13 protein-coding genes are annotated in these 12277 nt (G+C 68.6%); 4 read left to right on the top strand and 9 right to left on the bottom strand.

All coding sequences use genetic code 11. From position 1 onward, the window contains the following. Window positions 1–58 precede the first annotated feature (58 nt). The 8 genes from FG385_RS18120 to FG385_RS18155 form a co-directional block, all read right to left on the bottom strand. Complete coding sequence (locus FG385_RS18120) at window positions 59–670, bottom strand: GTP-binding protein (protein ID WP_139097941.1); 612 nt, start codon at window positions 668–670, stop codon at window positions 59–61. Then, window positions 651–998 carry a DUF742 domain-containing protein gene (locus tag FG385_RS18125; protein WP_139097942.1) on the bottom strand — a complete coding sequence of 116 codons (348 nt, stop codon included), beginning with the start codon at window positions 996–998 and terminating at the stop codon, window positions 651–653. Before FG385_RS18125 ends, FG385_RS18120 begins: the two co-directional genes overlap by 20 nt. 5 nt (window positions 999–1003) lie before the next feature. Further along, on the bottom strand, window positions 1004–1435 hold the full coding sequence (locus FG385_RS18130; RefSeq protein WP_139097943.1) for a roadblock/LC7 domain-containing protein: 432 nt from the start codon (window positions 1433–1435) through the stop codon (window positions 1004–1006). Between the two features lie 12 nt (window positions 1436–1447). Further along, entirely contained in the window at window positions 1448–3790 is a 2343-nt protein-coding gene (locus tag FG385_RS18135) for a sensor histidine kinase (RefSeq protein ID WP_139097944.1), read from the bottom strand. A gap of 315 nt (window positions 3791–4105) precedes the next feature. Beyond that, complete coding sequence (locus FG385_RS18140; protein WP_235022637.1) at window positions 4106–4693, bottom strand: response regulator transcription factor; 588 nt, start codon at window positions 4691–4693, stop codon at window positions 4106–4108. A gap of 84 nt (window positions 4694–4777) precedes the next feature. Next, on the bottom strand, window positions 4778–5020 hold the full coding sequence (locus FG385_RS18145; RefSeq protein WP_139097946.1) for a DUF2630 family protein: 243 nt from the start codon (window positions 5018–5020) through the stop codon (window positions 4778–4780). Window positions 5021–5046: 26 nt separating this feature from the next. Further along, on the bottom strand, window positions 5047–5727 hold the full coding sequence (locus tag FG385_RS18150; RefSeq protein ID WP_139097947.1) for a hypothetical protein: 681 nt from the start codon (window positions 5725–5727) through the stop codon (window positions 5047–5049). Between the two features lie 104 nt (window positions 5728–5831). Next, window positions 5832–6893, bottom strand: coding sequence for a LacI family DNA-binding transcriptional regulator (locus tag FG385_RS18155; protein WP_139097948.1), 1062 nt, complete (start codon window positions 6891–6893; stop codon window positions 5832–5834). A 96-nt stretch (window positions 6894–6989) separates the two neighbouring features. On the opposite strand from FG385_RS18155, the gene FG385_RS18160 reads away from it, so the two are divergent. Genes FG385_RS18160 through FG385_RS18175 form a run of 4 tightly spaced genes read left to right on the top strand, consistent with a single transcriptional unit; the run spans window position 6990 to window position 11470 of the window. Next, entirely contained in the window at window positions 6990–8276 is a 1287-nt protein-coding gene (locus FG385_RS18160; protein ID WP_139097949.1) for an ABC transporter substrate-binding protein, read from the top strand. Window positions 8277–8295: 19 nt separating this feature from the next. Next, window positions 8296–9267, top strand: a complete 972-nt coding sequence (locus FG385_RS18165; RefSeq protein WP_139097950.1) for a carbohydrate ABC transporter permease — start codon at window positions 8296–8298, stop codon at window positions 9265–9267. Next, window positions 9264–10091 (top strand): carbohydrate ABC transporter permease, encoded by an 828-nt coding sequence (locus tag FG385_RS18170; RefSeq protein WP_139097951.1) that lies wholly within the window; start codon window positions 9264–9266, stop codon window positions 10089–10091. The genes FG385_RS18165 and FG385_RS18170 overlap by 4 nt, the downstream gene beginning before the upstream one ends. A gap of 2 nt (window positions 10092–10093) precedes the next feature. Beyond that, the gene (locus FG385_RS18175) at window positions 10094–11470 is read left to right on the top strand and encodes a GH1 family beta-glucosidase (RefSeq protein WP_139097952.1); all 1377 of its coding nucleotides are present in this window, start codon (window positions 10094–10096) and stop codon (window positions 11468–11470) included. Window positions 11471–11537: 67 nt separating this feature from the next. Here FG385_RS18175 and FG385_RS18180 read toward each other — a convergent pair whose 3' ends face one another. Beyond that, complete coding sequence (locus tag FG385_RS18180; RefSeq protein ID WP_139097953.1) at window positions 11538–12275, bottom strand: PP2C family protein-serine/threonine phosphatase; 738 nt, start codon at window positions 12273–12275, stop codon at window positions 11538–11540. Window positions 12276–12277 lie beyond the last annotated feature (2 nt).

The following is a 12277-nucleotide window of genomic DNA, read 5'->3' on the forward strand; positions in this document are numbered from 1 at the left end:
CCGCCCTTCGCGTAGAACTGGTCAACTTGTGAACTAATTCTACGCCCGGTATCCGGTATCAGCGCACGCCCGGCTGGTACCCCGCCCACTGCCGGTCGCCGAGTCGCATCAGGTATTCGAGCAAGGTCGCGAGCACCTTCTTGCCCAGCTCGCGGCGGCGGGCGTCGCACAGCACCACGGGGGTATCGGGGTCCAGGTCGAGGGCGTCACGCACTTCTTCGGCGCGGTAGACCGGCGCCTGGTCGAAGCAGTTGACGCCCACCACGAACGGCACTCCTCGGCGTTCGAAGAAGTCCACGGCGGCGAAGCTGCCGTCGAGGCGCCGGGTGTCGGCCAGCACGACCGCGCCGAGCGAGCCGCGGGCCAGTTCGTCCCACATGAACCAGAACCGTTGCTGGCCCGGGGTGCCGAACAGGTACAGCACCAGATCGGGACTGATCGTGATGCGGCCGAAGTCGATCGCGACGGTCGTGGTGGTCTTGGCGTCGAGACCGGACACGTCATCCACCCCGACCCCGGCGTCGCTCAGGACCTCTTCGGTGCGCAGCGGCCGGATCTCGCTGACCGCGCCGACCATCGTCGTCTTGCCGACCCCGAACCCGCCGGCCACGAGGATCTTCACCGCCGTGGCCAGCGACGGGGTGGTGCGCTCAGAGCCTTCGGATGCCATCAAGGACCGCCTGGAGTAGTTCTTGGCTCGGGATCTCGGTGGCCGGCGGGGACCGGTGGATCAGGTACCCGCGGTCGATCAGGTCGCTCAGCAGCACCTTCACCACCATCAACGGCAGGTTGGTCAGCGCCGAGACCTCCGCGACCGAGCACGGCCGCGCGCAGATGCGCACGATCTCCGCGTGTTCGGGACTGACCCGTTCGCGGATCTCGTCGGTCACCGAAACCACCAACGTGATCATCTCCAGGTCGGCGCGCGCGGGGCGGCTGCGGCCGCCGGCCAGAAAGTACGGCCGGACCATCGGCCCGTCGTATCCGGTGCCTTCCATCGAACTCACCGCCGGTCATCGAGCCTGCCGTTCGCGGCCTCCACCGGACGCGGCGGCGCGGACATGCTCACACCGACTCGCGCGACGAGGCGGTTCATTTCGTAAGCGACGAGCCCCAGGTCGGCGTCGCGGGCGGCGAGGGTGGCCAGGCACGCTCCCCGTCCCGCCGCCATCACGAACAGGAAGGCGTTGTCCATCTCGACCATCGTTTGCCGCACGCCGCCGCCGTCGAAATGTCGTGCGGCGCCGCGGGAAAGGCTCTGGAACGCCGACGCCATCGCGGACAGGTGTTCACCGTCCTCTTCGGACAATCCGCGCGACCGGCCCATGAGCAGCCCGTCGGCGGATAGCAGAACCGCCCTGTCGACGGTCACCACCCGCTCGACGAAATCCTCGAGCAGCCAGTTCAGGTCCGTTTTCCGTGTTGTGTGTTCCACAGGATCCTCGTCTCAGCCGTGCCATGTCTCGTCTTCGGCACGGCCACGGCGCGTACCGTCCTGGAAGGCCGCCATCAGATTCCGCGCTCCCATGGCGGTCGCCTCCTCGTCGGCCGCGGCGGGGGCGGGCGCCGCCGCTTCGGGCATCTCGTGCAGGCCGGGCGCGAGGCTCGCCTGGCGCCGTCGTTTCGGCAGCCGCGGCCGGTCATCCGTCGGAGAGGGTGCCGGCCACGCCGGGGTGGCCTCGGGCAGCATCATCACCGTGGCTCGGTGCTTGTTCGCCTTCCCGTTGGCAGGCGGGCTTTCCGGCGCCGGACCGGTCTGCGCGGGCACGGCGTTGAACCAGTCCGTGTGGTCCGGGTCTGCGGGTTCGATGCGCTTGGCCGCCACGAGCGCGTCGTTGGGAATGACCACCACGGCGCGGATGCCACCATAGGACGATTCCAAAAGGGACACCCGGATACCTTGGTGGCGCGCCAGCCTCGCCACGACGAAGAAACCGATCCGCGAGTCACCGGTCAGGGCCAGCACGCCGGAGTCGGCCGGATCCTCGAACATGGCATTGACCCGCTCGCGCTCCTCGTCCGGCATGCCGAGACCCTGGTCTTCGATTTCGATCACCGCACCCCTGCCGACGGGGTTGCCGCGCACCTCGATGCGGGATTCCGGTGGGGAGAAGGCGATCGCGTTGTCGACCAGTTCGGCGAGCAGGTGCATCAGGTCGGCCACCGCGCGCTCGGTGACCTGCACCTGCGGGATGCGCCCGAAGGTGACCCGGTTGTACTGCTCGGTTTCGGCGACCGCGCTGCGGACGATGTCGAGCAGGTTCACCGGGGCCCGCCACTGGCGGGTCAGCCGCCCGCCGCCGAGCACGATCAGGTTCTCCGCGTTGCGGCGTTCGCGGGTGCTCAGGTGGTCCAGCTGGTAGAGCAGGTCGACCTGGTCCGGATCGTCGGCCGAGCGCTCGGCGCGGTCGAGCACCTGCAGCTGCCGGTGCACGACGGCCTGGCTGCGCCGGGCGATGTTGAGGAACACGGTGTTCATGCCCTCGCGAAGCTCGGCCTCCTGCACCGCCGCGGCGACGGCCGCCTGCTGTGCCTTGGAAAACGCGTCGGCCACTTCGCCGATTTCGTCGCTTCCGTAGTCCAGCGCGGGTACTTCGCGGCCGACGTCGACCCGCTCACCCTGCCGGACGCGGTTTACCACGTCGGGCAGCCGCTGATCGGCTTCAAGGGTGTCGGCCCGCAGCCGGTGCAGGCGGCGGACCAGATCGTTGCCCATGCGCAGCGCCAGAAACAGGACGATGACGGCCAGTACGAGGCTCGCGGCCGCGATGATGATCGAGCGGCTCAGGGTGTCGTCGGCGGACTGTTTCTCCGCCGCGGCCGCCGCACTGCCCAGATCGCCGAGGCCCAGGCTGCTGATCGTGCCCGAAACCTGTCGCACGGCGTCCTGCCACTGCTGTACCGTGACCGGCAGGGACGGCACGGCGCCGCGGGAGAGCGGGCGCGGGTCGTAACCCTGGCGCACCACGGCGTCCTCCACCGTGCCGAGCAGGTTCCAGTCCGGAGAGGACTCGAGCTGGTCGATTTTCTGTTGCTGGGCCGAGGGAAGCTGTGGCTGGAGACCTGTCAGGTCGGCCCGGTAGGCACGGGCCAGCGAGTCGAAGGCGGCCAGTTCGTCGCCGGTCAGCCCGCCGTTCTGGTAGGCGGCGAGCGCGAGCGCGTTGCCGCGGTCGACCCAGTCCGACACGCGCATGAGGTCCGCGGCCCGGGAACGCAGCAGTGCCACGTCCTTGTCGGTGGAGTCACGTCCGATGGCGCCGGCCGCGACGATCATCGCGTCGGCGATCGAGTTGTAGGTGTCGTAGACGGCGAGGGGGCGGGCCTGGCCGTTGTCGATCTGCTGGCGAATGCCCGGCAGCTGCCCCATCGACTGGACGAAGTGGTTGATCGCGGCGCGGGAGTCGGGCGGCATCGCGGCGGCTACCTGCCCCGAAACGGCGCCGAACTCGCCGAGCAGCTGGTTGAACCCGGCGCGGGCCTGCTCGAGGTCCGCCTTGTTGGCCGGTGACGGATCGGCGGCGACCGCGATGCTCGCACGGCGTTCTTGCGTCATCGCCGGCATGAACGGCACTGCCAGGCCGTAGCCCCGGGTCAGCAGGACCGCGGTGTCGCGTTTCTGGACCGCGGCCGTGATCAAGTACGTGTTGATCCCCACCCCGGCCGCGAGCAGCACGGAACTCGGAATCAGGGCGATCGCGAGCACGCGGGTGCGCAGCGAAATCTTCGAACCGCGCGGCGCGTGGTTCGAAGATCCTGTTGGCGTAACTGTTTTTCTGAGTAGCTTGGGCACTTGTTGCCTTCCGACAAGAGCGCTATCCGCGGTGGTGCTCTCGTGCGATCGGAGGGGTACGACGACTGGACGGGTACACAATTAACCCAAGAAGGTGCCCGCGTCTAGACCGTTCCGATGTTTCAGGCAACTACGTTGAGCGACCGGGACTCAGCCGTTCGGAGTATTCCCGGCTAGGCGGATCTGCCCTAGATTTCACCTGCCGCCAGCCGACCACCGAGCCACGGTGGATCTTGCGACCGGGCGGGGACCAGGAGATGTGGTGTCTGAAATCGGTCGGACGATCGAATCGAGCGAGTGGCCCGGAAATCGCCCTTACCGGGCGTCGTTTCGTGGAACGCGCAGCTGGTACCCGATCCCGCGTACCGTGCGTAGCAGGCGCGGTTCGGTCGTGTCGATCTTGCGCCGGAGGTAGGACACGTAGGACTCGAGCACGCTGTCGCGCCCGCCGAAGTCGCACTCCCACACGTCCTCGAGCAGCCGCTTCTTCGACAGCACACGACCGGCGTTGAGCAGGAAATACCGCAGCAGCCGGAATTCCGTCGGCGACAGATCGACAATGCGGCCCGCCTTGAACACCTCGTGCGTGCTTTCGTCGAGTTCGATATCCGCGACCGACAGCCTGCCCCGGCGCAGCGTCACGTCGATCTCGCTGACCAGGGCATCCAGTGTGCACGGCGCGCCGACGGCGAGGACGGGCACATGCAGCCCGCCGGCGCGCAGCCGCCGCGCCAGACCGGGCATCGAGCCGCCGAGCACGACCAGATCCGGCCGGCGCACCCGGGCGCCCGTCACGGCTGACGCGGATTCCGCCGTGCTCACGTCGAACCCGGCGAAGCGCAGGCTGCCCGCGAGAAGCTCGACCGTGCCCGGCTCGTCACCGACGACCAGCAACCGCACCACGTTCCGGCTCCTTCCGTTCGGCACCGTAAGCGTGAACGGGGAAGGTCACAACCGGATGAGCGCGAGCTGTGAGCTGGCTGTGAACTACTGCTGGTAGTGCTCGACCTCGCTGGTGGGGCGGACCTCGGCCGCGCCCTCGTCCTCGCCGAACTCCCGGCGGGCGCGGCGCTGGCGCAGCAGGTCCCAGCACTGGTCGAGCTGCTCTTCGAGCTGGCGGATCCGGGTGCGGTCGGGCTCCTCGAGGCCGGCACCGGTGGCCTTCTCACGCAGCTTGTGCTCCTCGGCGATGAGCTCGTCGATGCTGCCGATGATGTCCTTGTCGGTCACCGCAACACCGTACCTCGCACCCCGGATCACGGCCGGAAACACCCGCCGCCGTCGTAGAGCGGGCCGGGGGCGACGGGCAGCCAGGGCGGGGGAGACACCAGGTAGGAGCGCGTCCCCTGCGCGCCGAGCCGCGCTTCACACGTCCGGATGCCGTCGTCGAGCGCCGAGCCCGTCCACAGCTCGATATGCGTGCCGCCGCACGAGGCGCACAGATCCTCGAGCACGAAGTAACGCCGCAGATCCGGTACGTAGATCCGGGTGCCGGGAGCGAACGCGCCCGGCGCCGCCGCGAAGGTCACCGGATCGTCGTAGGTGCCGCTGCCGCCCGCGAGCCCGTGCAGGATCGTCGGGAACGCGATCAGCAGGGTGCCCAGCGGGCTCTTGTCGACCGACGAGTAGAAGCTGACCGTGCCGGACATCTGTTCCGGCGCGGCAGGCGCCGACGTGGCCGGCGGCGCGGTCGTGCCGCCCGGCGGCGGGCTCACCGGTGCCGCGGTGACCGTCCTGGTCGTGACCGGGCGGCGCACGGTGATGGTCTTCGTCGGCGGGGGTGTCGTCGGCGGCCGGCTCGGCAGCACGTACCGGACGGTCGGCGGCGTCTCGGGGGTCAGTGCCACCACCGGCAGCACCCCGCCGCCGCTCGCACCACAGGCGGTCAGCAGGACGCCCGGAAGCAGCGCGAACACCACCCAGAATCGCGATCTCATCCTCGCCTTTCTCCGCCCGGCCGGAAAGGTAGCCGAACCGGGGAGCGAAGGCAAAGGGTGAACACTTGTTTTCCGGCGGCGCGTTATCCCGTCAGGAAATCATTTCACGCGGATTCACGGATCCGGAGAGAAACCGGCAGCACCCGCCTTCGCGGCCGGACGGCCTGCCCGGCCAGCAGGGCGGTCAGGGTCGCGACCATCTGCTGGACCTGCGCCGCCGGATCCTGGTGCACCGTCGTCAACGGCGGGTGCATCGCGGTGGCGAGCGCGGGATGGTCGTCGAACCCGATCACCGCCACGTCCTCGGGAACCCGGCGGCCCGCTTCGTGCAGGGCGCGCAGCGCGCCCGCGGCCATCAGGTCGCTCGCGACGAACACTCCGTCGAGATCGGGTGCCCGTTCCAGCAACCGGGCCATCGCGGCGTGGCCACCGTCCAAAGTGAAATCGGCCTCTTCGGACAGTCCCGTCGGGTCGAGCCCGGCACCGGTGACCCGCTGCCGCCAGCCGGACAGGCGGTGCACCGCCGCGGTCTGGTCCTGCGGGCCCGCGACCGTGGCTATCCGCCGCCTTCCCTTGGCCAGCAGGTGTTCCACGGCCTGCCGCGCGCCGTCGGAATTGTCGAAGTCCACGACGTGCACCCCGCGCGCGAGGTTACCGGCCTGCCCGCCGAACACGACGGGCAGCCGCAGCAGCCGCAGCGCCCGGGGGAGCGGGTCGGCCCGGTGCGGGGCGAACACGAGCGCACCGTCGACGTGCCCGCCGTCGAGGAAGTGAAGCGTGCGCGCGTGATCCTCCCGGCCGTCGTTGAACATCAACACCATCTGGCTGCCCGACGAGGCAAGCTCCCGGTATCCCGCGCGCATGACAGCGGTACGGTACGGATCGGCCAGCACGACCTCTTCAGGCTCCGAGAGCACGACGGCGACGGCCCCGGTGCGCCGGGTGACGAGTGAGCGCGCGGCCTGGTTGGGGGAGTAGCCGAGATCGCGCGCGGCCGCCAGGACGGCGTCTTTAGCCCGGTTGCTGACGTTCGCGTCGCCGTTGAGGGCGCGCGAGGCCGTCGAGCGGGACACCCCGGCGAAGGCCGCGACGTCCTCCAGAGTCGGCCTGTCGTCGTGGCTGTGGGTCACGGGAGGTGTCCTTCCTGTGGGAGCGCTCTCAACCATAACGCATCTTGACACCAACCGTGGCAAGGAACACACTCCTGTCATGTTCTGGGAGCGCTCCCAGTTTGGAACCCAGAACCCAGACAAGGGGTTGACGTGCGACACCTTCACAAGGGCGTGAGCTTCGCGATCGGACTGGCGGTGCTGGGCGCGAGCCTGGCGGCGTGTGGCGGTGGGGGCTCCTCGGGCGGGTCAGGTGGGCAGATCGAGCTCACCATCGGCACGTTCACCGAGTTCGGCTACGAGTCCCTGCTGCCCGAGTACGAGAAGCTGCACCCCGACATCAAGATCACTCATCACAAGACCGGAGAGGGCGGTCCGTACCACCAGAACCTCATCACCAAGCTCGCGGCGGGCTCCGGGCTCGAGGACGTCGTCGCGGTCGAGGAAGGCCACTTCTCCGACATCGTCGACAAGGGCGGCAAGTTCAACGACCTGACCGAGATCGGGCCGAAGGACGTCACGCCTGAGCGCTGGCTGAAGTGGAAGTACGACGCCGGAAAGGACTCCGACGGGCGCCTGATCGGCTACGGCACGGACATCGGTCCGCTCGCCATGTGCTACCGCAGGGACCTGCTGCAGCAGGCGGGCCTGCCCTCGGATCCCGAGGGCGTCAAGGCGTTGTTCTCGAGCTGGGACAGCTACTTCGCGGCCGGCCAGAGCTACACGCGGAAGACCGGCAAGCCCTGGTTCGACGCGTCTTCGCAGCTGTACAACTCGATGATCAACCAGTTGGACGTGGGCTACTTCGACCACGACAACAAGCTGACGGTCGAATCGAATCCAGGTGTCAAGGCGGCCTGGGACCGGGTGACCACCGCGATCGGCCAGGGGCAGTCGGCCAAGCTCGTCGCGTTCGGCAACGAGTGGAAGACCGGATTCGCCCAGGGTGCGTTCGCCACGACCGTGTGCCCGTCGTGGATGCTCGGGGTGATCAAGGAGGACGCCGGTCCCGGCAACGCGGGGAAGTGGGTGGTCAGCGACACCTTCCCGAACGGCGGCGGCAACTGGGGCGGTTCCTACCTGACGGTGCCCAAGCAGAGCCAGCACCCGAAGGAGGCCGCCGAACTGGCCGCCTGGCTCACGGCGCCCGAGCAGCAGCTGAAAGCGTTCCAGGCCAAGGGGAACTTCCCGAGCCAGACGCAGGCGCTGACCTCGCCGGAACTGCTGAACCAGACCGACCCGTACTTCGGGGACGTCAAGATCGGCCAGCTGTACGCGGAGCAGGCCCGCAAGGTGACCAAGGCGCAGTACAAGGGCCCGGGTGACGGCCAGATCCAGGAGAACGTCACGAGCCCGGCGCTGCAGGCCGTCGAACAGGGCAAGTCGCCGGCCGAGGCCTGGCAGCAGGTCGTTGACGGCGCCAAGAAGATCGCGAAGTAGGAGCAGGGGGAACAGGTCGATGACGACGACTACCGCGCGCCAACCGCGCCAGCGGTCTCCGCGCGGGCAACCGGTCAGGCCGACGCTGCGCGAACGGATCGCGAAGTGGGACGTGAAGGCGTCGCCCTATCTGTACATCGCGCCGTTCTTCGTGGTGTTCGGCATCGCCGGCCTGTTCCCCTTGCTGTACACGGCCTATGTGTCGTTGTTCGACTGGGAGGTCGGTGACGACCACCCGAAGTTCCTGGGGCTGAAGAACTACGTCGAACTCTTCGGCGACGGGCAGTTCTGGAACGCGCTGGTGAACACGTTGTCGATCTTCGTGCTCTCCAGCGGCCCCCAGATCGTGATCGCCGTGCTGCTCGCCGCGCTGCTCAACACGAGGCTGCGCGGGCCGACGGGCTGGCACGTCGGCGTCCTGCTGCCCTACGCCGCCAGCCTGGTGGCGATCGGGATCATCTTCTCGAACCTGTTCGGCCCCAACTACGGCCTGGTCAATTCGGTTTTCGAGACCCTCGGGCTCGACCGGATCAACTGGCAGGCCAACCGGTTCGCCAGCCATCTCGCGATCGCGGCGATGGTCAACTGGCGCTGGACGGGCTACAACGCGCTGATCGTGCTCGCGGCGATGCAGGCGTTGCCGAAGGACGTGATCGAGGCGGCGATCGTCGACGGGGCCGGGGCGGTGCGCCGGTTCGTCAGCGTCACGCTGCCCATGCTGCGGCCCACGCTGATATTCGTGGTGATCACCTCGACGATCGGCGGGCTGCAGATCTTCACCGAGCCCAAGCTGTTCGACGCGATGCCGGGGTCGAACAACGGCGGTTCCACCCACCAGTTCCAGACGGTGACGCTGTACCTGTACCAATCCGGGTTCGAAGGGTTCGACCTCGGCTACGCCTCGGCGATCGCCTGGGTGCTGTTCGTGCTCATCGTGCTCATCGCGGTGCTCAACTTCCTGCTCACCCGCCGGATGGGACGGGTCCGATGAACTCTCGCCTCGGCCGCCCGAACGTGTTCGTCTACGCGACGCTGATCGTGTTCGTGGTGGTGTCCTTCTTCCCGTTCTACTGGCAGTTCCTGGTGGCCAGCCGGGATTCGTCGATGCTGGCGGAGCACATCCCGCCGCTGTTGCCGGGCGGGAACTTCTTCCGCAACGCGGTGCGCGTGTTCGACGTGGTCGCGTTCTGGAAGGCGCTCGGCAACAGCGTCATCGTGTCCAGCACGGTCACGCTGACCACGGTGCTGTTCTCCTCGCTCGCCGGTTTCGCGTTCGCGAAGCTGCGGTTCCGCGGCAGCAACCCGCTGTTCCTGTTCATCGTGGTGACGCTCGCGGTACCCACCCAGCTCGGCATCATCCCGCTGTTCATCGCGATGGCGAAGTTCGGCTGGGCCGGGCACCTGCAGGCGGTGATCGTGCCGAACCTGGTGACGGCGTTCGGCGTGTTCTGGATGCGGCAGTACATTGTGGACGCGGTACCGTACGAGCTGATCGAGGCCGCCAGGGTGGACGGCTGCAGCGTGTTCCGCATCTTCCTCAACGTGTGCATGCCCGCCGTGCGGCCGGCGGCGGCGGTGCTCGCGATGTTCACGTTCATGATGTCCTGGAACGACTTCCTGTGGCCGCTGATCGTGCTCAACGCGGACAATCCGACCGTCCAGCTCGCGCTGGAGCGGCTGCAGAGCGGGTATTACGTCGACTATTCGCTGGTGCTGGCCGGCACGACACTGGCCACCATTCCCATTCTGATCGTCTTCCTGCTGCTCGGCCGCCAGATCGTGGCCGGGATCATGCAGGGCGCAGTGAAAGGCTGAGCATGTCCGTACTCGGTGAAGAGGTCGCCGCGGGGCTGGAATTCCCCACCGGTTTCCTGTGGGGAGCGAGCACCGCCGCATTCCAGATCGAGGGAGCGACCACAGTGGACGGTCGCGCCGATTCGATCTGGGACGCGTTCTGCCGGCGGCCCGGCGCGGTCGCCGGCGGGGACACCGGCGAACCCGCGGCCGATCACTACCACCGGTTTCGCGAGGATGTGGCGATCATGCGCGACCTCGGCTTCGGGGCCTACCGCTTCTCGATCGCCTGGTCACGCGTGCGTCCCGGCGGCGGCGCGGCGAATCCGGGCGGCCTGGACTTCTACGACCGGCTCGTCGACGAGTTGCTGGAGAACCGGATCCGGCCCTGGGCGACGCTGTACCATTTCGACCTGCCACAGGCGCTGGAGGAAAAGGGCGGCTGGGCGAACCGCGACACCGCGTACCGGTTCGCCGAATTCGCCGCGACGGCAGCGGAAGGGCTCGGTGACCGCATCCCTTTCTGGTCCACTTTGAACGAGCCGTGGTGCTCGGCCTTTCTCGGCTACGCCTCGGGGATCCACGCGCCGGGCCGGCAGGATCCGGTCGCCGCGGCGGCGGCCGCGCACCACCTGTTGCTGGCACACGGGCTCGCGATGCCGGAGTTGCGCCGGTTCGCGCCGTCGGCGCAGTCGGGCATCACGCTCAACCTGTATCCGGTGGAGGGGCCCGATCCCGAGGCGGTGCGCAAGATCGACGGCCTGCAGAACCGGCTGTTCCTGGATCCGGTGCTGCTCGGGCGGTACCCGGAGGACGTGCTCGAGGATCTGGCGCCGTTCGGGTTCCCGGTGCGCGATGGCGATCTGGAGGTCATCTCGGCCCCGATCGATCTGCTGGGGATCAACTACTACCGTGGTTATGTCGTGACCCGCTCGCCCTCGGTGGACGCCGAACCGGCCGGGCCCGAGTGGATCGGTGCCCGGGAGGTCCGGTTCGTCCCCGACCCGCACGCGGCGCGGACGGCGTCCGGCTGGCAGGTGGAACCGGAGAAGCTGACCGGGATGCTGCTGCGGGTACACGGAGAGTACCCGCATATCCCGTTGTATGTCACGGAAAACGGGGCCGCCTATCCGGATCCGGTGACCGCGGACGGGGCGATCGTCGACGGTGACCGGATCGAGTTCTTGGCCGCGCACCTGCGCGCGGCCCACGCGGCGCTGGCCCGGGGCGCGGACCTGCGGGGCTTCTTCTACTGGTCCCTTTTGGACAACTTCGAATGGGCCGAAGGCTACGCGAAACGCTTCGGCCTGGTCCACGTCGACTACGAGACCCAGCGCCGCACCCCCAAACACTCCGCCCACTGGTACGCCAAAGTCATCGCCTCCAACACCGTCCCCTAATCCCCACCTCCGCCCCCCACGAGATCTACGTTGAGGACGGTGAGTTGGGCTTTCGGCGAGGCCACAACTACAGGAAAGGGACCAAACCGGACCCGAGCGTCGAATTCGGTGTCTGGAAGGTAGCTCTCGGGGGTGTGGGGGTGAATTCGACGAAGGTGGCGGTGGCGTTGTCGGCGCCGCCTGCGGCGATGGCGGCTTCGGTGAGCGCGACGGCCGAGTTCACCGGGTGCCGCAGCAACTCCGCCATCGCGGCCATGGTCAGCACCTTGTGCACGCCGTCGCTGGTGAGCAGGAGACCGGCGGCGGAGCGGACCTCGGCGTGCCCGAACTCGGTCGCGCCGGCGGTGCGCACGCTCGTGGTCACCATGTGCTCCATATGGGGTCTGGGCGTGGCACCGTGGTCGCGGAAGTATTGAGCGAGCGTGTGGTCCGTGGTGAGCTGGGCCAGGCGATCGCCGCTCCAGGCGTAGGCACGCGCGTCGCCGACCCAGCCGACGCGGTAGCCGTCGCCGGACGGCATCGCCACGACGAGGACGCAGTCACCGGCCGTGGGCTCGGCGGCGACGGCGTCCTGCGCGGCCAGCAGCGCCCCGACCGTGCCTTCGCCGGCCGGGGCGCGCACCGCGGCCGCCGCCGCGAGCCGGGCCGCGTGGGCGGCGCTGGGGGTGTCGCCCACGCCGTCCGCCAGCGCGAACACGGCCTGCCCCGTGCCGGGGTCGCGATAGGCGTCCGTCGCGTCGGCGTTGACCGTGCGAGGACCCTGTGCGCTGGCGGTCTGCCAGACTGGAGTCAGCGTGGGGGTCACCG

Source organism: Amycolatopsis alkalitolerans (assembly GCF_006152065.1).
In the GTDB taxonomy this organism is placed as follows: Bacteria; Actinomycetota; Actinomycetes; order Mycobacteriales; family Pseudonocardiaceae; genus Amycolatopsis_E; species Amycolatopsis_E alkalitolerans.